The 22,486-nt window shown below is 69.4% G+C and carries 20 protein-coding genes and 1 pseudogene; 9 read left to right on the top strand and 12 right to left on the bottom strand.

What is annotated here, in order from left to right; translation table 11 throughout:
- Nucleotides 1-78 precede the first annotated feature (78 nt).
- Genes OOK40_RS24010 through OOK40_RS24000 form a run of 3 tightly spaced genes read right to left on the bottom strand, consistent with a single transcriptional unit; the run spans nucleotide 79 to nucleotide 2,713 of the window.
- The gene (locus OOK40_RS24010; RefSeq protein WP_266485582.1) at nucleotides 79-1,269 is read right to left on the bottom strand and encodes a thiolase family protein; all 1,191 of its coding nucleotides are present in this window, start codon (nucleotides 1,267-1,269) and stop codon (nucleotides 79-81) included.
- A gap of 44 nt (nucleotides 1,270-1,313) precedes the next feature.
- Nucleotides 1,314-1,958, bottom strand: a complete 645-nt coding sequence (locus tag OOK40_RS24005) for a CoA transferase subunit B (RefSeq protein WP_266485579.1) — start codon at nucleotides 1,956-1,958, stop codon at nucleotides 1,314-1,316.
- Nucleotides 1,958-2,713, bottom strand: a complete 756-nt coding sequence (locus OOK40_RS24000) for a CoA transferase subunit A (protein WP_266485576.1) — start codon at nucleotides 2,711-2,713, stop codon at nucleotides 1,958-1,960. The genes OOK40_RS24005 and OOK40_RS24000 overlap by 1 nt, the downstream gene beginning before the upstream one ends.
- A gap of 175 nt (nucleotides 2,714-2,888) precedes the next feature.
- Between OOK40_RS24000 and OOK40_RS23995 the strand changes: the two genes are divergently transcribed.
- Entirely contained in the window at nucleotides 2,889-4,511 is a 1,623-nt protein-coding gene (locus OOK40_RS23995) for an IclR family transcriptional regulator C-terminal domain-containing protein (RefSeq protein WP_266485573.1), read from the top strand.
- A gap of 28 nt (nucleotides 4,512-4,539) precedes the next feature.
- Here OOK40_RS23995 and OOK40_RS23990 read toward each other — a convergent pair whose 3' ends face one another.
- From OOK40_RS23990 to OOK40_RS23975, 4 genes are all read right to left on the bottom strand, one after another.
- A complete protein-coding gene (locus OOK40_RS23990; protein WP_266485570.1) occupies nucleotides 4,540-5,304 on the bottom strand; it encodes a YqjF family protein in 765 nt (254 codons plus the stop codon).
- 67 nt (nucleotides 5,305-5,371) lie between these two features.
- Complete coding sequence (locus OOK40_RS23985; RefSeq protein WP_266485566.1) at nucleotides 5,372-6,388, bottom strand: NAD(P)/FAD-dependent oxidoreductase; 1,017 nt, start codon at nucleotides 6,386-6,388, stop codon at nucleotides 5,372-5,374.
- Nucleotides 6,385-6,912, bottom strand: a complete 528-nt coding sequence (locus OOK40_RS23980; protein ID WP_266485562.1) for an isoprenylcysteine carboxyl methyltransferase family protein — start codon at nucleotides 6,910-6,912, stop codon at nucleotides 6,385-6,387. Before OOK40_RS23980 ends, OOK40_RS23985 begins: the two co-directional genes overlap by 4 nt.
- Before the next feature lie 13 nt (nucleotides 6,913-6,925).
- Nucleotides 6,926-7,981: a type III polyketide synthase gene (locus tag OOK40_RS23975; protein WP_266485559.1), complete on the bottom strand. Its 1,056-nt coding sequence runs from the start codon at nucleotides 7,979-7,981 to the stop codon at nucleotides 6,926-6,928.
- Nucleotides 7,982-8,101: 120 nt separating this feature from the next.
- Here OOK40_RS23975 and OOK40_RS23970 point away from each other — a divergent pair, with 120 nt between their 5' ends.
- Nucleotides 8,102-8,971 carry a UbiA family prenyltransferase gene (locus OOK40_RS23970; RefSeq protein WP_266485555.1) on the top strand — a complete coding sequence of 290 codons (870 nt, stop codon included), beginning with the start codon at nucleotides 8,102-8,104 and terminating at the stop codon, nucleotides 8,969-8,971.
- A 17-nt stretch (nucleotides 8,972-8,988) separates the two neighbouring features.
- On the opposite strand, the gene polX is transcribed toward OOK40_RS23970, so the two are convergent.
- Entirely contained in the window at nucleotides 8,989-10,722 is a 1,734-nt protein-coding gene (gene polX, locus OOK40_RS23965) for a DNA polymerase/3'-5' exonuclease PolX (RefSeq protein WP_266485553.1), read from the bottom strand.
- Between the two features lie 247 nt (nucleotides 10,723-10,969).
- Here polX and OOK40_RS23960 point away from each other — a divergent pair, with 247 nt between their 5' ends.
- The 3 genes from OOK40_RS23960 (at nucleotide 10,970) to OOK40_RS23950 (ending at nucleotide 15,923) form a co-directional block, all read left to right on the top strand.
- Nucleotides 10,970-12,958 (top strand): PQQ-binding-like beta-propeller repeat protein, encoded by a 1,989-nt coding sequence (locus OOK40_RS23960; protein WP_266485551.1) that lies wholly within the window; start codon nucleotides 10,970-10,972, stop codon nucleotides 12,956-12,958.
- 98 nt (nucleotides 12,959-13,056) lie between these two features.
- Nucleotides 13,057-14,805, top strand: coding sequence for a glycosyltransferase family 2 protein (locus OOK40_RS23955; protein WP_266485548.1), 1,749 nt, complete (start codon nucleotides 13,057-13,059; stop codon nucleotides 14,803-14,805).
- On the top strand, nucleotides 14,802-15,923 hold the full coding sequence (locus OOK40_RS23950; protein WP_266485544.1) for a glycoside hydrolase family 26 protein: 1,122 nt from the start codon (nucleotides 14,802-14,804) through the stop codon (nucleotides 15,921-15,923). Before OOK40_RS23955 ends, OOK40_RS23950 begins: the two co-directional genes overlap by 4 nt.
- A gap of 11 nt (nucleotides 15,924-15,934) precedes the next feature.
- On the opposite strand, the pseudogene OOK40_RS23945 reads toward OOK40_RS23950, so the two are convergent.
- Nucleotides 15,935-16,772 (bottom strand): annotated as a pseudogene (locus OOK40_RS23945) (PP2C family protein-serine/threonine phosphatase); the annotation flags it as partial.
- 231 nt (nucleotides 16,773-17,003) lie between these two features.
- On the opposite strand from OOK40_RS23945, the gene OOK40_RS23940 reads away from it, so the two are divergent.
- Nucleotides 17,004-17,366, top strand: a complete 363-nt coding sequence (locus tag OOK40_RS23940) for a hypothetical protein (protein ID WP_266485540.1) — start codon at nucleotides 17,004-17,006, stop codon at nucleotides 17,364-17,366.
- Between the two features lie 234 nt (nucleotides 17,367-17,600).
- A complete protein-coding gene (locus OOK40_RS23935) occupies nucleotides 17,601-18,479 on the top strand; it encodes a C40 family peptidase (protein ID WP_266485537.1) in 879 nt (292 codons plus the stop codon).
- Nucleotides 18,480-18,574: 95 nt separating this feature from the next.
- On the opposite strand, the gene OOK40_RS23930 is transcribed toward OOK40_RS23935, so the two are convergent.
- Nucleotides 18,575-18,754: a hypothetical protein gene (locus OOK40_RS23930; RefSeq protein ID WP_266485534.1), complete on the bottom strand. Its 180-nt coding sequence runs from the start codon at nucleotides 18,752-18,754 to the stop codon at nucleotides 18,575-18,577.
- A 164-nt stretch (nucleotides 18,755-18,918) separates the two neighbouring features.
- Between OOK40_RS23930 and OOK40_RS23925 the strand changes: the two genes are divergently transcribed.
- Nucleotides 18,919-19,527, top strand: coding sequence for a GPP34 family phosphoprotein (locus OOK40_RS23925; protein WP_266485531.1), 609 nt, complete (start codon nucleotides 18,919-18,921; stop codon nucleotides 19,525-19,527).
- Nucleotides 19,528-19,764: 237 nt separating this feature from the next.
- On the opposite strand, the gene OOK40_RS23920 is transcribed toward OOK40_RS23925, so the two are convergent.
- Nucleotides 19,765-20,751: a chitinase gene (locus tag OOK40_RS23920; protein ID WP_323136100.1), complete on the bottom strand. Its 987-nt coding sequence runs from the start codon at nucleotides 20,749-20,751 to the stop codon at nucleotides 19,765-19,767.
- Nucleotides 20,752-21,130: 379 nt separating this feature from the next.
- Complete coding sequence (locus OOK40_RS23915) at nucleotides 21,131-21,826, bottom strand: L,D-transpeptidase (protein ID WP_266486582.1); 696 nt, start codon at nucleotides 21,824-21,826, stop codon at nucleotides 21,131-21,133.
- A 239-nt stretch (nucleotides 21,827-22,065) separates the two neighbouring features.
- Between OOK40_RS23915 and OOK40_RS23910 the strand changes: the two genes are divergently transcribed.
- Nucleotides 22,066-22,470, top strand: a complete 405-nt coding sequence (locus OOK40_RS23910) for a hypothetical protein (protein WP_266485528.1) — start codon at nucleotides 22,066-22,068, stop codon at nucleotides 22,468-22,470.
- The last annotated feature ends 16 nt before the right edge of the window (nucleotides 22,471-22,486 follow it).

The following is a 22,486-nucleotide window of genomic DNA, read 5'->3' as shown; positions in this document are numbered from 1 at the left end:
GGGGGTGGTTCACATTGTGCCCCCATCTCCCGGAACTGACGCTGACCTGCTGCTGGGTCAGCCGACCGGGTCATCCAGTCACTTCTCCAGTACCAGTGCCAGGCCCTGGCCGACGCCGATGCACAGGGCGGCGATTCCGGTGCCGGAGCCTGCTGCGGCAAGCTGGTGGGCGACGGCTCCGGTGATGCGGGCGCCCGACGCGCCGAGCGGATGGCCGATGGAGATGGCACCGCCGCGCGGGTTGACCACGGCTGGGTCAAGTCCTGGCCACTGTCCGATGCAGGCGAGCGCCTGGGCCGCGAACGCCTCGTTGAGTTCGAGGGTGTGCAGGTCCCCGAGGCCGCGGCCCGCCTTCTTGAGTGCACGGTGGACCGCTTCGACGGGCCCGGCTCCGAAGTACTGCGGCTCGATGCCGGTCACGGCCGTGGCGCCGATCCTGGCCAGCGGCTCGCGCCCGGTGGCGCGCAGGCCGTCCTCGTCGGTGAGCAGCAGGGCCGCGGCGCCGTCGTTGAGCGGTGAGGAGTTGCCCGCCGTGACGGTGCCGCCCTGGCGGAAGACGGGCTTGAGCTTGGCGAGGGCCTCGGTCGACGTGGTGTCGCGGATGCATTCGTCGCGGGCCAGATCGACGCCGTCGACCAGGGCGATCTCCGCGTCGTACAGTCCCGCGTCCCAGGCACGCGCGGCCTTCCGGTGGCTTTCGAGGGCAAAGGCGTCCTGTGCCTCGCGGTCGATGCCGTAGCGGTCGGCGACCAGTTCGGCGCCTGCGCCGAGGGCTACCGTCCACTCCTTGGGCATGCGCGGGTTGACCATGCGCCAGCCGAGCGTGGTCGAGAACATCTCCTGGTGGCCCGCGGGGAAGGCGCGTTCGGGCTTGGGTACCACCCAGGGCGCGCGGCTCATCGACTCGACGCCGCCCGCGACGGCGATGGACGCGTCCCCGACGGCGATGGCCCGGGCCGCCTGGATGACCGCTTCCATGCCCGAGCCGCAGAGCCGGTTGACCGTGGCGCCGGGCACGGTGACGGGGAGCCCGGCCAGCAGCACTGCCATACGGGCCACGTCGCGGTTCTCCTCCCCCGCGCCGTTGGCGTTGCCGAAGAAGACGTCGTCGATACGCGCCGGGTCGAGGTCGGGCGTACGGGAGACGAGCGCGCCGAGCACATGGGCTGCGAGGTCGTCGGGGCGTACGCCGGACAGGGCGCCGCCGTACTTGCCGATCGGCGTGCGGACGGCGTCGACGACATAGACATCACGAAGGCGGTCGGTCATGTCAGCTCCTGGTGCGGGCGGAGGGAGATGGTGGTCAGGGGGAATCAGCTGGTGGGGAGGGGAATACGGACGGGCGCGGCGGTCTTGTCCCGCACCTCGTCCGGAGTGACCCCGGGAGCGGTCTCGACGAGGTGCAGCCCGTCCTCGGTGACGTCGAGGACGGCGAGGTCGGTGATGATGCGGTGCACACAGGCCTTGCCGGTGAGCGGCAGGGTGCACTCCTGGACGATCTTCGGTGAGCCGTCCTTGGCCGTGTGGTCGGTCAGGACGATGACGCGGCGGGCTCCGTGGACCAGGTCCATGGCGCCTCCCATACCCTTGATCATCTTGCCGGGGATCGACCAATTGGCGAGGTCGCCGGTGGCGGAGACCTGCATGGCGCCGAGGATGGCGGCGTCGATGTGGCCGCCGCGGATCATGCCGAAGGAGAGTGCGGAGTCGAAGAACGCGGCTCCGGGCAGGACGGTGACGGTCTCCTTGCCCGCGTTGATGAGGTCGGGGTCGATCTCGTCGTGAGTCGGGTAGGGCCCGACGCCGAGGATCCCGTTCTCCGAGTGGAGCACCACATCCACGCCCTCGGGAAGGAAGTTGGGGACGAGAGTGGGCAGCCCGATGCCGAGGTTGACGTACGAGCCGTCGGTCAGCTCGGCGGCCGCGCGGGCAGCCATCTCGTCTCGTGTCCAGGCCATCAGCCTCGTACCGTCCTCTTCTCGATCTGCTTGTCGGCGGCCTGCCCGGGGGTGAGCACCACCACGCGCTGGACGAACACCCCGGGCAGATGGACGGCATCGGGGTCGATCTCGCCGGGTTCGACCAGTTCCTCGACCTCGGCGACGGTCACGCGGCCCGCCATCGCGGCGAGGGGGTTGAAGTTGCGGGATGTCTTGCTGAAGACGAGATTGCCGTTGCGGTCGCCCTTTGCGGCCCGTACGAGCGCGAAGTCGGTGGTGATGCCGTACTCGAGGACGTGCTCGAGTCCGTCGAAGGTGCGGATTTCCTTGGCGGGGCTCGGCACGGCCACCCGGCCGTCCGCTGCATACCGGCGGGGCAGGCCGCCGTCGGCGACCTGGGTGCCGACTCCGGCGGGGGTGAAGAAGGCGGGGATGCCGCAGCCACCGGCCCGCAGACGCTCGGCGAGAGTGCCCTGGGGGACGAGCTCGACCTCCAGCTCGCCGCCGAGGTACTGGCGGGCGAATTCCTTGTTCTCACCGATGTACGAGCCGGTGACGCGGGCGATACGGCCCGCGGCGAGCAGGGTGCCGAGCCCGGCGCCGTCCACCCCGCAGTTGTTGGAAACCACCTGCAGCCCGCGGACACCACGAGCCAGGAGCGCCGCGATCAGCGTGTTGGGCACACCGCTCAGCCCGAAGCCGCCGACGGCCAGCGAGGCGCCGTCGCCGATGTCGGCGATCGCCTCGGCGGCGCTCTGCTTGGCCTTGTCCATGGAGGGGTTCCTTGTCACCAGCCGACAGAACCTGCAGGGATGCTGTTGTTCGCCAGATGAACTACAGTTCACTTCTACTTCGAGAGTGTGCGTTCACCGGCCACGCAATGTCAACGGCTGCACGGAACGCCGAGGGACCCAGAAGGACCCCGCTCCACAACCGCACGGAGGGCCGATGGCCGTCACAACGCCGACCCACGACACGGCACCCGCCGAAGCCGTAGGGCCGCTGATGCGCGGCATCTCCGTGCTGCGCATCATCAGCGAGGCCGGCGGCGCGATGACCGTGAGCGAGCTCGTACGCTCCACCGGCCTCGCCCGCTCCACCATCGACCGGATCGCCGCCACCCTGGCACGCATGGGCTACCTCAGGCTCGACGGCCACCGCGCCGTCCTGGCGCCGCGCCTCATGGAACTCGGCAACGCCTATCTGGCCGCCATCCGGCTGCCGGGACTGCTCGGCCCGCTCGCCGAGAAGCTTGCCGCCGAACTCGACGAGTCCGTGTCCCTGGCCGTACCGGACCGCGACGGCATCCGCTTCGTGCATCAGACCACCCGGCGCCGGGCCATGTCCCTCACCTTCCGCATCGGGGATCTGCTGCCCGCCGAACGCACCGCGCAGGGAACGGTGTTCGCCGCGTACTGGAGCGAGGAGGAGTGGGCGCACTGGCATGCGCGACGGACCGCCGACCCGCACGGCCACGCCTTCGAAGAGCGCGCGGCCGAGGCACGCGCGCAGGGCTGGGCCGTGGACGACCAGCTGATCGAGCCGGGACTGATCGCCCTCGCACTGCCGGTCCGGGCTCCCGACGGCGAAGTGGTCTGCGCCGTGAGCCTGGTGAGCCACACCAGCCGCCACAGCGCCGAGTCGCTGCGGGAGTCACTGCTGCCACGGGCGCGCGATGCCGTTGCCGCAATGGAACATCGCCTGAGTCACCCGGCAGATGAAGAGCGGGCCGACGAGCCGCCCGCCGGTGGACTCGCCGACTGGACCAACGCCTCCAAGCAGGAGCTCGGCGCGGAGTTCGTGGAGTCGCTAGCGCGCGGCCTCACGGTGATCACCGCCTTCGGGCACGGCAGGGCGGAACTCACTCTCGCCGCCGTCGCGGAGGCCACCGGTCTCGCCCGGGCCACTGCCCGCCGCGCCCTCATCACGCTGAAGCACCTGGGGTACGTGGAGGCACGGGAGCGGGCCTTCCGGCTCACCCCGAGCGTGCTCGCACTCGGCTGTCCGCCGCTGTCGCGCACCACACTCTCCGAGATCGCCTCGCCCCATCTGGTCACCCTCGTCCAGCAGGTGCACGACTCGGCATCCCTGGCCGTGCTCGACGGCGACGCCATCCAGTACACGGCCCGCGTCGCCACCGGCCGGATCATGAGCGTCAACATCCAGATCGGTACGAGATTTCCGGCGTACGCGGCGTCCATGGGCCGCGTCCTGCTGGCCGGCCTGCCACCGCATGAACGCGCCGCCCGGCTGGAGCGCACCGAACGGCGGGCGCTGACGCCCCGGACCGTCACCGGCCTGCCGGAACTCGAAGCGGTCCTGCAGAGCGTGGCACAAGAGGGGTACGCGCTGGTCGACGAGGAGCTCGAGGAGGGCCTGCGCTCAATCGCCGTACCGGTGCGCGATCTCGACGGAAAGTCGGTCGCGGCCGTGAACGTCGCCATGCACAGCAGCCGCCGCACGGTTCAGCAGTGCCTGGCCGAGGTCCTTCCCGAGTTGCGGGCGACCGCCGCCGCGATCGAGGCCGATCTGCACATCGCGGGGCGCTTCACGAGGATCCCGACGGCCTGAGCCGGGCGTTGGGGCGCGCCTACAGGACCTAAGGGGTCGGGATACCGCCGGGGCGGGCCGGGCGGCCGAAGCGTACCGGGACCCCCGGCGAGTACAGCACGCTCACCGGCTCGCCCTCCGGTTCGGGCAGTCCCGCCGCCCTCACCAGGTCCTCGTCGCACTCGATGAGCTCGCCGCGGTGCAGGGGCCAGCGCGGATGCGTGTTGGGCAGGTATACCGACCGGCCGAAGAACGTGTTGTGCATGCCCCAGCGGGCGGTCAGGAAGTGCTCCAGCTCGCTGGGGTCCTCGACCCTCTCACCGATCCGCAGGGCAATCCGGCTGTGCGCGCCTCGCGGTCCGGGCCAGCGCCGCGTGCTCGTGTAGGTGAGCACGTCGCCGTCCCGCCGGATCGACATGCGAGACCACAGGTACGGCAGCCGGAAAGCCGCTCGTGCGACGGCCACCGGGATCAGCCGGGAGGCGTCGAGCGACCGGAAGACCACCCCGCGCCGCCCATGGGAATCGCGCGAGTAGAGACGGACGTTGGTCTCGGGAAAAGTGCCCAGGTAGGGGACGCCGGGCAGGCGGAACCAGCCGACGCGGTGCATCCGGAAGGCGACAAGTCCGATGTAGGTGACCCCGTGGAGGGTGTCGGGAGTCGTGCCGGGCGGCAGGAGCGGTGCCACGTCCGCCGGGTCGGCGGCCCAGTGCACGAATGCCAGGTCCAGCCAGGACTGGGTGAGCAGGGGGCTCACCTCGGGGTGGGGTGAGTCCGCCGTTATGGACTGGGGAGGACGTGGTGTGTGCAGCACCCTGTCAGGATCTCAGAGTCCCCATCGGCAGCCGGGACGGGGGCGCGGCCGGGCTCCTGGCCTGCGCCTACTGCAGTGCGTGCACCGCCGCTCTGAAGACGGCCGGCAGGCGGTGGGCCGCGGGAACGATCAGGCGTGCTGTGCCGGGGTACCGGGCGGCTCGCAGTAGACCCTCGGTGAGCAGACGGTGGCGCCTGGTCAGCCGCGCCCACTGCGCGGGGTAGTCCTGAGGACGGGCGGCGGCCAGAGTCCGAACGGCGGCCGCGGCCGTCGCCAGCGCCAAGGCGACACCCTCACCCGTCAGGGCATCGACATAGCCGGCCGCGTCGCCGACGAGCAGGGCCCGCCCGGACCACTGGGTCCGCGCCCGCTGCCGCAACGGTCCGGCGCCGCGTACGGAATTCGCCTCCCGGTCCCGGAGCAACTCGGCGAGTACGGGAAATCCCGCCATGTGCTCTTCGTAGGAGCGACGGTGGCGGCTGAGCACGGCGACCCCCACCAGGTCGTCACCGACCGGCGTCACGTACGCCTCACCGTGGCGGGACCAGTGGACTTCCACGAAGTCGGCCCACGGTGCGATGCGGTAGTGGCGCCGCAGGCCGTAGCGACGGTGTACTGCTCCCCCGGGACTGTCCAGGCCGAGCGCGCGGCGCAGCGGTGAGTGCAGGCCGTCGGCGGCGATCAGCCAACGCGCCGTCAGCCCCGCCGCCCTGACCCGGTCGTGGCTCTGGCGGACCTCCCCCACCTTGCCCGGCACGATCTTCACCCCGATGTCCAGGGCCCGTTGATACAGGGCGTCGTGCAGCTCCGTCCGCCGTACGCCGAGCCCCGGGCGGTCCCGGAACGTTGCCTCCGCACGACGGGCACCGTCGAGGTAGCGGATCCCGCGCAGATCACGGCCCGACACGTCGACACCCAGCGAACGCAGCGCCGCCACACCGCTGGGCATGATTCCCTCGCCGCACGCCTTGTCGACGGGAGCGGGGCGCGGTTCGACGACCACGGCTTCCATCCCCGCCCCGGCGGCATGGATCGCGGCCGCCAGGCCGGCCGGGCCTCCGCCCGCGACCAGCACGTCGATCACGTCCGCACTCCTCCGGCTGTCGCGAGAGCCAGGGCCCCGTCCTCGCACCGGATGCGAACCGCCATGAGCAGGGAGTTGAGCGCCGTGAAGGCAAGGGCGGTCACCCACGCACCGTGGACCAGTGGCAGGGCAAGCCCCTCGGCGGCGACCGCGACGTAGTTGGGGTGGCGCAGCCATCGGTAGGGCCCGCCGGTCACCAGGGGCAGGCCCGGGACGACGATGACGCGGGTGTTCCACTGATGTCCGAGCGTACGGATGCACCACCAGCGCAAGACCTGGGCGGCCACCACCACGACCACCATCGTCCAGCTGAACAGCGGCAGGAACGGGCGGCCGGCCAGCCGGACTTCGGCGAGACAGCCCGCCAGCAGGGCGGTGTGCAGGGCGACCATGGCGGGGTAGTGGCCTCTGCCGGTTTCGATGCCGCCGCGTGCCCGGCTCCAGCGGGCGTTGCGCAGCGCCACGGCGAGTTCGGCGAGTCGCTCGGCCGCGACAGCCAGCACCCCGGCGGTGTACCAGATCATCGGTTTCTCCGAACTACCAGCGCAGCAGCACCAGTTCGCAGCAGAATCCCGGTCCCATGGCCAGCAGCAGACCGGGCGTTCCCGGTTCGGGACACTTCTGCTGGAGCGTGTCCCGAAGGACGTGCAGGACCGAGGACGAGGACAGGTTGCCGACATTGGCGAGCGAGCGCCAGGTGACGTCGAGGGCACCGTCGGGCAGGGAGAGAACGTCGGAGACGGCTTCCAGGACCTTGGGTCCACCGGGATGGCACACCCAGTGGGCCACGTCCTTCGGCTTGAGGCCGTGCTCCTCCAGGAATCCCTCGACGTCGCCCTTGAGATGGCGGCGCACGACGTCGGGGATGGCCGCGTCGAGCACCACGCCGAAGCCGGAGCTCTGGATGTCCCAGCCCATGAGGTGTTCGGTGTCGGGGTACATGCGGCTGCGAGTGGCCACCACCTCGGGGCCCGCCGCCCGGGCCGCCTTGTCGCCGACGGCAACGACGGCCGCCGCCCCGTCGCCGAACAGTGCGGTCGCCACCAGGTTGGCGGGCCGCGTGTCGTTGCGCTGGAAGGTGAGCGAGCAGAGTTCGACGGACAGGAGCACGGCCACGTGGTCGGGCCGGCCGAGCAGGTAGTCGTGCAGCCGGGCCACGCCGGCCGCTCCGGCGACGCAGCCCAGGCCGAAGACCGGCAGCCGTTTCACATCGGGCCGCAGGCCGAGACGTCCGACGAGCCGGGCGTCGACGGAGGGCGCGGCCACTCCGGTGACGGAGGTGAACATCAGCAGGTCCACATCGGTGGGCCGCAGCCCCGCAGTCCGCAGCGCACCGCGAACCACCTCTGCACCCATGCTCGTGGCCGCCGTGATGAACACGTCGTTGGCGGCGCCGAGGCCGTCCAGCTCGCCGTAACGTTCCAGGGGCAGCACCGTGTGCCGCGTGCGCACCTGCGCGTTCTCATGAAGGCGATCGAGGACACGGCGGTCGGCGCCCGGTGGCAGGCAGGTGCGAGCCACCATGTCGGTGATGTCGCGCTGGGGGTGGCGGTGGGGTGCCAGGGCGCCGTGAACGGCTGCGATCCGGGTCATCCGGCTTCCCGCCTGGAAGGCATCATGGGCCCATTCCTAGCCCGCGCGCGGGCACGGGACACCTCAAGTAGCCCGTGCGGCTGTCACACCCTTGCGCCTCGGAGTGCCTACGATCACACGATGGGCACCACGGATCGGTCACCCGTATACGCCCCGGCTTCGTGGCCCCTGCGCCGCGCGGCCGGGCTGGTTCTGTCCTGCCATCCGGGACCGGTGGTCGCGGTGGCGGTCCTGGCCACCGGACTGGCCGTCAGTGCCCGCCTCAGCAGCGCCCGTTGCGCGCTGATCGGCGCGGCCGTCCTGGCCGGCCAGCTCTCGGTGGGCTGGTGCAACGACGCCTTCGATGCCCAGCGCGACGCCGCGGTCGGCCGCCGGGGGAAGCCGGTGGCCGACGGTTCCGTGGGCCCGGGCGCTGTGTGGGCCGCGGCGTTCGCCGCCCTCCTGCTGTGTGTGCCGCTGTCGCTGGCCTGCGGCCTTGCCGCCGGTACGGTGCACCTCGCCGCGGTCGCGGCGGCATGGGCGTACAACGTGAAGCTGAAGGCGACGGTGCTGTCCTGGCTCCCGTACGCGGTCGGATTCGGCAGTCTTCCGGCGTTCGTCACCCTGAGCATGCCCGGCCGTCCCTGGCCGGCATGGTGGGCCGTGACGGCCGGAGCACTCCTTGGCATCGCGGCCCATCTGGGCGACGTACTCCCCGACATCCCCGACGATCTGCGGACCGGGGTACGCGGACTGCCGCACCGGCTGGGCGTCACCGGCACCCGGCTGCTGCTGCCGGTCCCCCTGGTGGCGGCAACGGCGGTACTGGTGCTGGGCCCCGCGGGACCGCCGGGCGCATGGGGAGCGGCCACGCTGTTCGCGGCAGTGCCGACAGCGGTCGCGGGGCTCGCACTTGGCCGGTACTGGCGCAAGGCGGCGTTCGCCGGGACGGTCGCCGTGGCGGCGGCCGATGTGGCACTGCTCCTGGCACGGGGCACCGCCCTTTCGTGACGCCGGCGTCATCGCCACTACGCCCCCGCGCCACCCTTGCGCAGGAACCGGCGCAGCTTCGTCAGCGGCCAGGTGTTGATGACGTCGTCCTTCGTCAGCCATCCGCGTTGCGCCGTGCCCACCCCGTAGCGCATGTAGGGCAGATGCGTGGTGGAGTGCGCGTCCGAGTTCACCGCGAACTTCACGCCGTACCGCTTCGCGCGCAGGATGTCCTCGTCGCAGAGGTCGAGTCGCTCCGGATGCGCGTTGATCTCCAGGGCGGTGCCCGTTCTCGCGCAGGCTTCGAAGACGGCGTCGAAGTCGGCGTCGATCCCGGGGCGCTTGCCGATCCTGCGGGTGGTGGGGTGCCCGATGACGGCCACGTGCGGGTTCTCGCAGGCGCGGACGAGCCGGCGGGTGAGCGCCTGCCGGCTCTGGTTGAAGTGTGAATGGACGGAGGCCACGCACAGGTCGAAGCCCTCCAGGAAGTCGTCGGGCCAGTCGACCTCGCCGTCCGGGCCGATGTTGAGCTCCGTTCCGTGCAGTAGCCGCATCCCGTGGTGCTTCCGGTCGAGTTCGCGTACGCGCTCGCGCTGAGCCAGGATCTTCTCGTCGGTCATGCGCTGCATGTAGAGGTTCGGGGCGTGGTCGGTGATCGCGTAGTACGCGTAGCCCCGGGCGGCAGCGGCGGCGACCATGTCCTCCAGCGGGGCGAGGCCGTCGGTGAGGTCGGTGTGGGTGTGCAGGTCGCCCCTGATGTCCTTCTCGGCCAGCAGGTCGGGGAGTTCGCCGCGCATTCCTGCCGCGATCTCCCCCCGGTCCTCACGCAGGGGCGGCGGGATCCAGGGCAGGCCGAGCCTGTCGTAGATGTCCTCCTCCGACTCCGAGGTGATCAGCTTGCCGGTCTTGGCGTGGAAGAGCCCGTACTCGGAGAGCTTGAGCTTGTGGCGTACGGCGATCTCACGGGTGCGGATGTTGTGCGCCTTGGATCCGGTGAAGTACTGCAGTCCCGCTCCCCAGGATTGGGGCGGAAGGACTCGCAGATCCACCTGGAGGCCCTTGGTGGTGCGGATGGAGGTCTTCTTCTCGCCGTGCGCGATGACCTCGGCCGTTTGGGAAAGGCCGCTCAGGGCCTCCATGAACGGCGCCGATTGCTCGGCCGCCACCAGGATGTCGATGTCCCCGATCGTCTCCCTCATGCGGCGCAGCGATCCCGCGTAGGTGCATCGTTCGCATCCGGGGATGCCTGACAGGTCGGAGACGATCTGTTCGGCGATGTCCATGGCCGCGCCGATGAGGATCCGGCCGCCACCGGCCTTCTGCATCAGGGAGATCCCGTGGAGGATGTTCTCCTCGGTCTTCTCGCCGAAGCCCTTCAGGTCGCGCAGCTTCTCGGCATCGATGGCGTCCAGCAGCTGGTCCACGGAGGAGATGCCCAGCTCCTCGTAGAGGACCATGGCCTTCTTGGGCCCGAGCATGGGGATGGTGATCAGCTCGCGCACCCCGGCGGGAATCGAGGCCCGGGTCTCCTCGATGGTGGCGACGTGGCCGGACTGCAGATACTCGGCGATCTTGTCGGCGATCGACTTGCCGACGTTGGGGATCTCCCGCAGGGCCTTGGCGTCGAGCTTCGAGACGTCCGCGTGGTAGCCGCCGACGGCGCGGGCGGCCTTTTCGTAGGCACGCGCCTTGAAGGCGTCACCGCCGCTGATCGCGATCAGGTCGGCGTACTCCTGGAGGAGTGATTCGACGTCCTCGTTCGCTCGGACCATACCTTCATGGTGCTCCGGTACGGCCGGGGAGGCACGCCTGGGCATGGCCATCCGGGTTCACCTGCTCGTACCGGGCAGATTGAACACAAGATCCCTTCATCTCATCTTACTTATTGAGATGATCGCCTTCGCCATCTGATGTCCATGAATACCCGATACACTGCCGCCGCAAGTGACACGGTTGTTTGTCCAGGATGTGACCCGGGGGGGCGCCTTGGAGCCATTGGGACCTGACGACCCCACCGTCGTGGGGCCATACCGGCTGGTTGCCCAGTTGGGCAGTGGCGGCATGGGCCGGGTCTACCTCGGGTACTCGCCGAGCGGTCGGCGGGTCGCGATCAAGGTCATCCGTCCCGACTACGTACAAGACCCCGCCTTCCGGCAGCGCTTCGCCCGCGAGGTGATCGCCTCGCGCGCCGTGAGCGGATTCTTCACGGCCGGGGTGGTCGACGCGGACCCCGACGGCAGCCGGCCGTGGCTGGCGACCGCGTACATTCCCGGCCCCTCGCTCCAGCAAGCGGTGCACAAGGGCGGCCCCTTCCCGGAGCGGTCCGTACGGGCGCTCGGTGCGGCGCTGGTGGAAGCGCTGACGGCGATTCATGGTGCGGCTCTCATCCACCGGGATCTCAAGCCCGCCAATGTGCTGCTGGCCGAGGACGGGCCACGCGTCATCGACTTCGGAATCTCCCGGCTCGCCGAGCACAGCGGACTGACGCTCACCGGCACCACGATCGGGTCTCCGGGCTACATGTCTCCCGAGCAGATCCAGGGACTGCCGATCGAGCCCTCGTCGGACGTGTTCTCGCTCGGCTCGGTTCTGGCTTTCGCCGCGACGGGTGCTGGTCCCTTCGGAGAAGCCTCCGTACCGGCCCTGTTGTTCCGCGTGGTGCACGAGGAGCCCAAACTCCAGGCGATACCGGCCGGGTTGCGCGAACTGATCGGTTGGTGCCTGTCGAAGCGGCCTGCCGACCGCCCGGCCCTGTCGGCCCTGATGCCCGCTCTGACCGGCGGCCGCTCCCCGGTGGAACTGCTCGGCGCGGGCTGGCTGCCCAAGCCCTGGCAGGACGAAGACACGTCGGGGACGCTCGTTTTCCCGGACCTGCCGACGTCGACTTCGGCGGACCACTCCCCCGTGCCCGAGCAGCAGCCGAGCCTGCCGGAGCCCGGGCCGGAGCCTGTGCCGGAGCAGCCGGTCAGCCGTCGCCGACTGCTGTACGCCGCGGCCGGTGCCCTGGGGGCCGGCGGGCTGGCAGCGGCCACCTGGGGCCTCACGCGGGATCGCGAGTCGCCCGCCGCGGGGTCGCTGCGCTGGCGGTTCACGACCACCGGCACGGTGCTGTCCTACCCGAGGGTGGCCGGGGATCTGGTCTACGCGGCCAGCAACGACGGCACGCTGTACGCGCTGACCACCGCCGGCGGGCGGCAGCGATGGAAGTACACCACCGCCGCGGCCATCGGCTCCGCACCGACCGTGCTGGGCGGCAGCGTGTACCTCGGCAGCGACGACCGCACCCTGTACGCCTTCGACGCGCGTTCGGGCAAGGTCCGTTGGCGGTTCACCACAGGGGGCATCGTCCATACCCCCGTCGTGACAGGGGGCGTTGCCTACGTCGGCAGCGCGGACCACCGGCTGTACGCCCTCGACGCGGCCGACGGAAAGCGCCGGTGGACCTTCGACACGGGCAACGACACCCACTCCCCCGCCGTGTCCGGCGAGACGGTGTACGTGGGCAGCAGCGACACGAGCCTCTACGCGGTGAACGCGAACACCGGCGAGAAGCGGTGGGCCTTCACCACTCGCGGGGCCGTGTCCGGCATCCCGGCCGTAGCGGGCGGCGTCGTCTACTTCGGCAGCACCGACGGCGCTCTCTACGCGGTCGACGCAGGCACAGGGAAGCAAGTCTGGCGATTCGAGGGCGCCTCCGTCGGATCCAACCCGGCGATCGTCAAAGGAGTGGTGTACGTGGGGGGCGGCAAGACACTGCACGCGCTGGACGCCGGCACAGGCAAGCCCACATGGGAGTTCACCGCCACAGGAGACGTCCACGCTCCGGCCGCAGCAGGCTCGGTGGTGTACGTGGGCAGCGCCGACACCAAGCTGTACGCGGTGAATGCCGCGACAGGAGAGCAGTTGTGGGCCTACTCCGCCTCCGCTCCGGTGCACTCACCTGCCGTCACCCAGGACACGGTGTACTTCGGCAGCGACGACAGCACGCTCTACGCCGTTCGGATTTGAACCAACCGGGAACCGGGCCGGCGACGCAAGCAGTCCTATTCACCGCAGCTAGCGGCTTATTCACGTCCGAGTGACGCTGTTGGTCAGCAAGGGGGGAAATGTCCAGATATTCATGCCGCCCGGACCGGCGCGCCGAAAAGAGGAATCGTCGCAACGCCTCAGCCGTCGCTGCCTACGCTCGTGCCGCACGGGAATGCGGCCCGCTGGCCAACCCGGGCCGGAAAGTGGAGTACTGCTCCGTACTGCGCCCGGGCCACCGGGTGTCGCTCACCGCGCTCACCCTCGCCACAGCCCTGGCCGACATCGTCTTCATAGGCTGGCTGCTGCTGCCCGAACACGTCCCCGGCCCCGGGATCACCGGCGTCGGCAACGGCTGGCTGTTCCTGGCCCGGACCGGTTTCTGCCTGGTCATCGCGGTCGAGACGATCAAAATCGTGCAGGCGGTGGCGATCTGGGTGTTCGCCTTCCGGGCGAAGGACCCGATCCCCATGGTGCCGCCGCAGGGGCTCCGGGTCGCCATGCTGACCACCATCGTGCCGTCCAAGGAGCCGATAGCCGTCGTACAACGGACGCTGCGGGCCATGCTGGAGGTCGAGCGCTGGGACTGCACCGTGGACGTCTGGATCCTCGACGAGGGAAACGATCCGACCGTACGTCAGATGGCTGCGCGCCTCGGGGTCCACCACTTCAGCCGTAAGGACCGGCCGGAGTACAACCAGCAGTCCGGCCCCTTCCGCGCACGCACCAAGTCCGGAAACCACAACGCCTGGCGCGCCGAGCACGAGGACAACTACGACGTGGTCGCCCAGATGGACCCGGACCATGTGCCGCTGCCGTGCTTCCTGGAGCGGACCCTGGGCTACTTCCACGACCCGGACACGGCGTTCGTGGTGGCCCCCCAGGTGTACGGAAACGCCTACGACAACTGGGTCGCCCACGGCGCCTCGGTGCAGCAGTACTTGTTCAGCAGCATCGTCGAACGCGGCGGCAACGGTCTGGACGCCCCCTTGCTGATCGGCACCAATCACCTCTACCGGGTCGCCGCATGGCAGCAGATCGGCGGCTACCAGGACTCGATCATCGAGGACCATCTGACCAGCATGAGGATCCACGGCACGGTCAATCCCGCCACCGGAAACGGCTGGAAGGGCGTCTACACCCCCGACGTCGTGGCCGTGGGCGAGGGCCCGACCACCTGGACCGACTACTTCAACCAGCAGAGGCGCTGGGCCTACGGCATCTGGGAGATCAAGCTCAACCCGAGGCTGAGGCAGGGCATCCGGCTCCGTCCCCGCCAGCGACTGCTGTACGACCTGGTTCAGTTCTACTACCCGAGCGTCGCCATGAGCCTGGCGCTCGGCACCCTTGCCACCGCCCTGTACATGCTGCTCGGAGTCTCGTCCATCCAACTGCCCGGGCTCCCCTGGTTCCTGCTGTGGTCGGCGGGCATGGGCGGCTCATTCGCCCTCTGGCTGTGGCTGCGCCGGTTCAACCTCGCCGAGCACGAGAGGCGGGAGATCGGCATGGCGGGCATCCTGCTGTCGCTCTTCGCCGGGCCTGTCTACATCGCGGCCGCGGCGAACGCACTGCTGCGCCGGCCGCTGGCGTACGTGGTCACCGCCAAGGGCGAACTGCGCAGCCCGGAGTCCCTGCGCACCTTCCGGCTGCACCTGATCTGGGCGCTGCTGGCCGGGTGCCTGCTGATCGTCAGTTTCCTCAACAACCATGACTACACCGGCATGCGGATCTGGACGCTGCTGGCTCTTGCGGCCGGCTCTGCCCCGCCGCTGCTCGCGCTGGCGCAGGATGTCTCCACCCGCTTGCGCACCGCGAGGGCCGAGCAATGAGGATCACCACGCCACGGGTGCTCGCGCTGCTGTGTGCCGCCCTGCTGTTCTGGTACACCTTCCAGGTGGCGCCGGGCCTGGCGGACCGCGAACGCCGAGCGGCAGCCGCGCGCGCCGACGCCGTGCTGCCCCCGACGACCGTACTGCCGGACGAGCAGCCGGCCCCGCACCCCACCGCCAAGCGGCCCACGGTCGCTTTCCCCGCAGCGGGATCGGCGTTCATCGGCGTCTTCACGTCGGCGGGGGCCCATGACTTCACCGAAGCAGCCGCCTTCGCCCGGCAGACCGGGCACCGCCCGCAGGTGTACGAGTTCTCAGCCGACTGGGAGAGCGATCAGTTCGACGCCGATGCCATCAACCGTGTCGCCAGGCGGGGCATGCTGCCCCTGGTCGCCTGGGAGCCGTGGGACCACAAGGCCGAGGCCGAGGAACCCACCCTGCGCGGAGAGCAGTCCGAGTACCGGCTGTCGAGAATCATCCAGGGCTCCTTCGATCCGTACATACGGTCATGGGCGCGGGGCATCAAGTCGCTCCGCTATCCGGTGGCCATCCGTCTCGCCCACGAGATGAACGGCTACTGGTACCCCTGGTGCGAGCAGTCCAACGGCAACCGCCGCGGGGAGTACGTCCGGGCGTGGCGTCATGTCCACACAATCTTTGACGAGGTGGGAGCACATAACGCCCTGTGGGTGTGGAGCCCCAACGTCAGCTACACCAACTCCACGCCGCTCACCCGGCTCTACCCGGGAGACGCGTACGTGGACTGGGTGGGGCTGTCCGGCTACTACGGCACCGTTGGCAAGGAGAACTACCAGTCTTTCGACCGCCTCTTCACGCCGACGAGGACCGAGATACGGCGCTTCACGCGAAAGCCACTCGTCATCACCGAACTCGGCGCCACGGACGCCGCCGGACGCAAAGCAGAGTGGATCACCGAGATGTTCCGCTCACTGCCGCGCCACCGCGACATCATCGGCATCGTCTGGTACCAGGCGGTGAAGGAGATCGACTGGCGCGTGGGCACGTCTCGCGCATCCTCAGCGGCCTTCACGGCAGGGGCGTCGGCGAGCCGGTACCAGCAGAAGTGGGAGCCGGGTATGACGCCACGCGTTCGCTGAACCCTGAGACGTCAGAGCCGCACGATGACCAGGGCGGTGTCATCGGTGACGCCGCCGGACGGAAGCAGCTCCAGCAGGAGGGCGTCGGCCATTGCCTCGGGGTCGGCTCCTTGGTGGCGGGTGAGGGAGTCGGCGAGACGGCGCATTCCGGTGTCGATGTCCTCGCGCCGGCGTTCGATCAGGCCGTCGGTATAGGAGCCGAGGGTTGCGCCTTCAGTGAAGCCCGCTGTGGCCTGCGGTCTGGGGACGTGTTCGAGGCGGGCGCCGAGCGGTGGGTCGGTGGCCTCGTCAAGGAACTGGACGGTTCCATCGGCACGCAGCAGTGCGGGCGGCAGGTGGCCCGCACTGCTGTAGCTGATGGTCCGGCTGTCCCAGTCGATGAAGGTCTGTACGGCGGTGGTGTTCTCGGCACCGTCGACCGAGCGGGCGTACAGGCCGAGGACGTCCAGAGCCGGGCGGGGCCATCGGCGACGCGGGAGGCGGCACTGAGCGCGCTGCGGAGCTGACCCATGACGCATGCGGCCGCCAGTCCGTGGCCGACGACGTCGCCGACCGCGACCCCGATCCGGTCGCCGGGCAGGTCGACCAGGTCGTACCAGTCCCCGCACACATTCAGGGCGCGGCGGCCGGGCAGTAGCGCACGGCCGTCCAGTGGTGCCCCATCGGGCTGGGGGCGGGCAGCATCGCCGTCTGGAGAGCCAGGGCCACCTCGCGTTCACGGGCGTGGGCCTGGCGCAGACGTTCGTTGACCTCCTGCAGTTCGCGGGCACGGGTGTAGAGCTCGGCCTCCAGCACACGGGCGCGGTTCCCGCTGGGACCGCCGCGGGCCCGGATGAGTTCGGTGACCTCCACGGGCAGGTCACGGTCGCGGTCCGGCTCAGTGCTCTGTTCGGAGCCGCGCGGCCTTGGCGCTGCGCTGCCAACGTTTCGGGCTGTTGACCTTGATCCGGTGTCCGGCCTGGTCACCGGCGGTTTCCCGGCCGCTCGCCCGACGGGCAACAGGAAACCCATCGACCCCGGTGCGCACCCGGCGACAGGCTGAAGTCGTCAGCACGCAACAAGACATTCCCAGGGGGAATCGTGCGCAAGATCAAGATGATGAGGACCGCCGCGGCGCTCGCGCTCGCTGTCGGCACGATGACGACACTCACCGCAACCCAGGCCCAGGCGGCGAGCAGCCACGGGTGCCAGTCCGGGTACGTCTGCATGTACCCCGGTGCGGGCTGGAACAACGACCACCCGACCCACACGTTCTACACCTACGGGGCCCACAACCTCAGCAACATGTACGGGACATACCGCATCTTCAACAACCAGACCGGCGGTGCGACCGTGCGGACGTGCACCGGGTACAACGGCACGGGCTGTCAGGGCTACCTGCCGGCCGGCTGGTACATCGACAAGGACATGACGCCGATCAACTCGATCACCCTCCAGCCGTAGTTCCTCCCCGCGTGGACACCTTCCGGAGCCGCCGAACGGCGGCTCCGGAAGTTCGTGCATTCCCCGCCCCGGACAGACTCCCCCGGCAAAGTGCCCTGCTCGGCAGGGGTTTCCCGGTGTTTCCCGTTGCCCGTCCAGTTGGGGCGACGCCGGACCCTCGACGAGCGCGGCCACGGCCCCGCAGGCTGCTTTCTGCGTACGGAAGTTACGGCAACAAGAAACGAGGGTCCCTGCATGCTCCGCCGATCCGGTCTCATCGGCTCACTCATCGGATTACTGGCTTTCCTCCTCTGGGCGCCCACATCCGCGGCCGCCTCAACCACCCCCGCAGCCAAGGCCGTTCGTACGGCCGCCGCCGGCGAGTGTGCCGTCCTGGCGCCGGGAGCCTCCGCGGCGGCCGAGCGCGCCGTCGCCGCCGCGTGCGCGCAGGTCGCGGCCGACGTCTGGTACACGTGGGGCGGCGGCCACGGCCCGCAGCCCGGTGCCACGTACGGGCAGGTGGATCCCACCGACCCGGCCAGCGAGCACGATCCCGAGCGGCTCGGCTTCGACTGCTCCGGTCTCGTCCGCCACGCCTACGCCGAGGCCACCGGGTCGGACATCCTCAACGGCGTCGCCAGCGCGCAGTACTACACACATCGGGCGGCCGAACGCTTCACCGCCGCACAGGGCCTCGCCCCGCTGCTCCCCGGCGATCTGCTGGCCTGGGGCAACTCCCGGCAGCTGCACCACATCGCCATCTACCTCGGCGCGGGCAAGATGGTGGAGGCCAAACAGTCCGGCACCAAACTCATGGTCAGCGACGTGCGGCTGAACGGCGATTACTACGGGGCGGTCCGCGTCAACACCGGACCGGTGAGCGGGCACATCTTCCAGACCTGGGGCACCGGTGTCTGGACCAAGGCCCAGCCGTCCACCAAGGCCGCGCGCGTCTACGCCTTCCCGCAGGCCACGACCATCCGCGTCGAGTGCCAGAAGCACGCCGAACTGGTCACCTCCGACGGCTACACCAACGACGCCTGGTCCTACCTGCCCGACTACAAGGCGTGGGTCACGAACATCTACATCCAAGGGCCCGCGTGGCTGGACGGTGTCCCGACCTGCACCTTCTGACGCCGCGCGCTGTTCGCACCAGTGACCGCCACGGGGGTCGGCCACTGGTGCGAACGGCGTTGGACGACCACGCCACGTACACCGACTCGACTGCGCTACAGAGCGTTACGCGTCAGCCACTCGTTGGAGTCGTACGTATCCTTCGACGGGTCCGGTGCCGTGGCAGGGAGCTCTTGAACGGTGTCCTCCAGACGGATTGGCTCCGGCAGACTGCCGAACCGAGCACGACGCGCCATCTCGGCCGCATCCTGAACGTCCTTCTTCGTATTCGTCATCCTGTCCCTTCCCTCGCTGCCGTAACGTCGTGCTGAGGATGGGTGTTCCGCACTGCCGGGAGGACAGGCAGGTCCGGCTGTGGGACGTTGAGGGGGTAGATGAGATTGCGGGCGAAGGACAGAGGCAGGCCGGTGGCTGATGCCCCGGGCATGGGGAGCCATTCATGACCACACCGCGGGACCTGTTGATCATTGCCATGGACAGGGCGTCCGGTCGGCCCGTGGAGCAAGGCGATCTCTCCCTTGCGCTCGCAGGAGCCGAAGTGATCGACCTCCTGGGCGCCGAAGCCGTCAGGCTGGACGACGATCACCTCGTGCCGAGCCTCCGGCCCGCGATCGCCGATCGCCTGCTGGATGAGGCCGCGTCGTCCATCGCCGTCGAAGAACCGTACGAGTCGGTCGACGACTGGCTGTGGCGCCGGGGGCGCGGGCTGTCCGCGGCCTATCTGGCCGCCCTTGAGGCGGAAGGGCAGTTCGCTCAGCCACGCCGCCACCGCTGGATGCCCTCCCGGAACAGCGCGACGGAGCTGCTCGATTCGGCTGCCCGCCGCAAGGCGGAGGAACGCTGGTCATCAGGTGATCCCGTCCTCGCCGCCCTTGCCGCGGCCGTCGGGATCCGCGACGAGGGGACCGCTGACCTCCCGAGCGTGTCCGACGACCCGGTGGCGACAGTGCTCGCCGCCGTCCACGACGCGGTAAGGGAATTGGACGGCGAACGGCAGCGGCGCGTCATTGAGGACGCGGCTTTCGACAACATCTGGCGAGGCGAATGACGGCGGCGCGTCAGTGTTTTGCGTTCCTCGGGCGTCGAACGCCGCCGCGTCTCACGGTGCCCGCTTCTTCATCCAGGATGTGTCTTCCCCACTGTGTCCCAGCGATCCAGCCTCCCAGGCGCGCGCATCACGGCGGGCATCCCGTACATCCCGCGACATGGCTGTTCCGTCGCGGATCCACGTGCAGCAGCGCCGCCAGGTGAAGCGGCGGCGCTGCTGACGGACGGCCCTCCTGTTCTACGGCAGGCTGTGGACGTGCGGTCCGACGGCATTCGACCAGGCGCTGCCCGCAGCCGCGTCCCAGTTCGTGGACCAGGTCATCGCACCGCGCAGCCCCGGGTAGGTCTTCGACGGCTCGAACGAGCCGCAATTGGTGCCCTGCGTCAGGCAGTCGAGCGCGTTGTTCACCACCGACGGCTCGACGTAGCCGCTTCCCGCGCCCCGCGTGGAGGCGGGCACGCCGATGCCGACCTGGGACGGGTCGAGGCCGCCTTCGAGCTGGATGCAGGCGAGAGCGGTGAGGAAGTCGACCGAACCCTGCGAGTAGACCTTGCCGTCGCAGCCGAGCATCGAACCGCTGTTGTAGTACTGCATGTTGACGACGGTCAGGATGTCCTTCACGTTCAGTGCCGTCTTGAAGTACTCGTTCGACGTCGACTGCATGTCGATGGTCTGCGGCGCCATCGTCAGGACGAAGCCCGAACCGGCCTTCGCAGACAGCGACTTGAGCGCCTGCGTCATGTACGTGGAGTTGAGACCGTTCTCCAGGTCGATGTCGACGCCGTCGAACCCGTACTCCTGCATCAGTCGGTACGCCGAGTCGGCGAAGGCCTTTGCGGAGGCGTCGTCGTTGACGGCGACCGCCCCCTTCTCGCCGCCGATGGAGATGATCACGGACTTTCCGCCGGCCTTCTTCGCGGCGAGGTCCGCCTTGAACTGCTCGACGGTGTACCCGCCGAGGCCGGCTGAGTCGAGGTTGAAGGTGACCTCGCCGGGCGTGCTCGTCGCATCAGCGAACGAGACCGCGATGATGTCGTACTGGTCCTGGACCTCCGCGAGGGTCTGGACGGTCGCCCCGTTGTTGAAGTTCTGCCAGTAACCGGTCACGGCGTGCTCGGGGACGGCGGCGGGAGCAACCGAGGTGTCGCGAGGCGCCGACTCCTCGGTCGCATTGGCAGCGGGTACGGCGATACCGGCGGCCGCGAGAACGCCGACGGCGAGCATGGCTTTCAGCGTGCGGGGACGTACTTTCCTGTGCACTGCATGGCCTCCGTGGGGGGAGAGCACACCGCGGCACGCGGAAGGCGCACTGCGTGAACGCGCGGCGTGAGTGGGGGGATTGCGCATCGGAACGGTGGCCACCGCTGGACGTACAAGTTGGTCCAGACCATTGGCCACTGTCAAGGCCCCGCGCGCGATCCCGGCCGCATTTTTCGATGTCCACGCACCGGGGCATATTGGCCTGGGCCGATACGACGGCTCGCGCAATGCGCCGAACCGGGCGGCCGGTTCGGCGAAGGGGACTTCGACAGGGCTCTGGCTGCGGCATCCCGGCGGGCCGCGACCGTCACGGTCGCCACCCGCCGGAGATTGTGCGAGCGGGTCAGGTTCCGGGCTTGCGGCCGTAGACGAAGACGTCGTCGCCGTTGCGGAGCAGGCTCCAGTACTTGGCAGCGTCGCTCTTGGTCATGTTCACGCACCCGTGCGAGCCGGGCGGTGCCCAGACGCTGATGCCCACGGAGTGGAAGGCCTGGCCCCCGTCGATGAACTGGCTGTAGGGCATCGGCACGTTGTACAGGCTCGACACGTGGTCGATGTCCCGCAGGTAGATCTTCTTCAGGCCGGTGCGGGTCTCGTAACCGTCGCGGCCGGTACGTACCGCCACCGGTCCGTACACCAGCTTGCTGCCGTCCTGGACCCAGCTCAGCTGGAGCGTCAGGTCGACGCAGGCGATGCGGCCCTTGTTCACCGGGCACTTGCCTGACCTGTTCGGGTTCTTCCCGACGGCCTTCTGCTTGTTCATCAGATCCATGACGCCCCAGGTGATGGGCCCCGCCAGACCCGCGTTCGGGCTGATCGAATGCTTCGTCTGGAAGGCCTGGATCGCCCTGCAGTCGGCGGCCGACTGCTTTCCGTCCACCGGGCGTCCGAGGAACTTCTCGACCTGCTTCTGGTACGGCCCTGTCTGCGTCGTACACGACGCCGCCTGAGCGGTCGTGGTCCCCATGGCCAGAGTGAACGGGGTCACCAGCGCGGTGATCCCGAGTGCGACGACTCCTCGTCGGCGAATGTCCCCCACGTCTGTCGGCTCCTTGTCCGTGCGTAGTCCGAGTTCCGCCTGGTAGACGGTCATGGGGACCCGGTAGTTGCACGCGAAAGGAAGACGGTTCCGTAACAGCCGCCAGGGAAGGTGGTGCCGGGGGACGCGGCCGCCGTCGGCTCCCGTCGGCCTCCGCTTGACGGCGGGAGGCTTCCGGCGTAGTCCGGGATGAGGGGGCGGATCAGGAGTTCCGAGAGGGTTTCGAGAGGAGTCCGATCATGCTCGGCGATCTGCTCGGCGAAGAACTGGGCGAGACCACCGCAATGCGTGTCCTGCCCAGCGACAACGGCCAGCCCGCGATGGAAGTCTCCTTCCAGGCGGTGGGCACGCTGCTGAACGCGGCGGTCAGGGACATCGGGACGTACGAGTCGTTCGTACGGCCCGACGGCACGCTCGTCGGCGACGGCCAAGGGATCATCATGACCAATGAGGGAGAGACGGTCACCTGGCACGGTCAGGGCGTCGGTCACTTCACCGACACCGGCGGAGTGAACTGGCGGGGCGCCATCTTCTACGAGACTGCCGCAGCCAAGTTCGCGGACCTCGTAGGGGTCGTGGGCGTGTTCGAGTTCGACACGACCGAGGAAGGAAAGGTGGCGGGTAAGGTCTTCGAGTGGAAGTAGCCCCTGCGGCCGACCC

The sequence above is a fragment of the Streptomyces sp. NBC_01481 genome (assembly GCF_026339995.1).
Taxonomy (GTDB): domain Bacteria; phylum Actinomycetota; class Actinomycetes; order Streptomycetales; family Streptomycetaceae; genus Streptomyces.
This window is presented reverse-complemented; position numbering and strand designations above follow the sequence as displayed.

What these genes read in the sequence shown, in the direction of transcription:
- OOK40_RS24000 (WP_266485576.1), bottom strand. Translation starts at nt 2,713, where the DNA reads ATGGACAAGGCCAAGCAGAGCGCCGCCGAGGCGATCGCCGACATCGGC.
- OOK40_RS23950 (WP_266485544.1), top strand. Translation starts at nt 14,802, where the DNA reads ATGAGGATCACCACGCCACGGGTGCTCGCGCTGCTGTGTGCCGCCCTG.
- OOK40_RS23995 (WP_266485573.1), top strand. Translation starts at nt 2,889, where the DNA reads ATGGCCGTCACAACGCCGACCCACGACACGGCACCCGCCGAAGCCGTA.
- OOK40_RS23930 (WP_266485534.1), bottom strand. Translation starts at nt 18,754, where the DNA reads ATGACGAATACGAAGAAGGACGTTCAGGATGCGGCCGAGATGGCGCGT.
- OOK40_RS24010 (WP_266485582.1), bottom strand. Translation starts at nt 1,269, where the DNA reads ATGACCGACCGCCTTCGTGATGTCTATGTCGTCGACGCCGTCCGCACG.
- OOK40_RS24005 (WP_266485579.1), bottom strand. Translation starts at nt 1,958, where the DNA reads ATGGCCTGGACACGAGACGAGATGGCTGCCCGCGCGGCCGCCGAGCTG.
- OOK40_RS23970 (WP_266485555.1), top strand. Translation starts at nt 8,102, where the DNA reads ATGGGCACCACGGATCGGTCACCCGTATACGCCCCGGCTTCGTGGCCC.
- OOK40_RS23955 (WP_266485548.1), top strand. Translation starts at nt 13,057, where the DNA reads ATGTCCAGATATTCATGCCGCCCGGACCGGCGCGCCGAAAAGAGGAAT.
- polX (WP_266485553.1), bottom strand. Translation starts at nt 10,722, where the DNA reads ATGGTCCGAGCGAACGAGGACGTCGAATCACTCCTCCAGGAGTACGCC.
- OOK40_RS23920 (WP_323136100.1), bottom strand. Translation starts at nt 20,751, where the DNA reads ATGCTCGCCGTCGGCGTTCTCGCGGCCGCCGGTATCGCCGTACCCGCT.
- OOK40_RS23910 (WP_266485528.1), top strand. Translation starts at nt 22,066, where the DNA reads ATGCTCGGCGATCTGCTCGGCGAAGAACTGGGCGAGACCACCGCAATG.
- OOK40_RS23980 (WP_266485562.1), bottom strand. Translation starts at nt 6,912, where the DNA reads ATGATCTGGTACACCGCCGGGGTGCTGGCTGTCGCGGCCGAGCGACTC.
- OOK40_RS23975 (WP_266485559.1), bottom strand. Translation starts at nt 7,981, where the DNA reads ATGACCCGGATCGCAGCCGTTCACGGCGCCCTGGCACCCCACCGCCAC.
- OOK40_RS23935 (WP_266485537.1), top strand. Translation starts at nt 17,601, where the DNA reads ATGCTCCGCCGATCCGGTCTCATCGGCTCACTCATCGGATTACTGGCT.
- OOK40_RS23925 (WP_266485531.1), top strand. Translation starts at nt 18,919, where the DNA reads ATGACCACACCGCGGGACCTGTTGATCATTGCCATGGACAGGGCGTCC.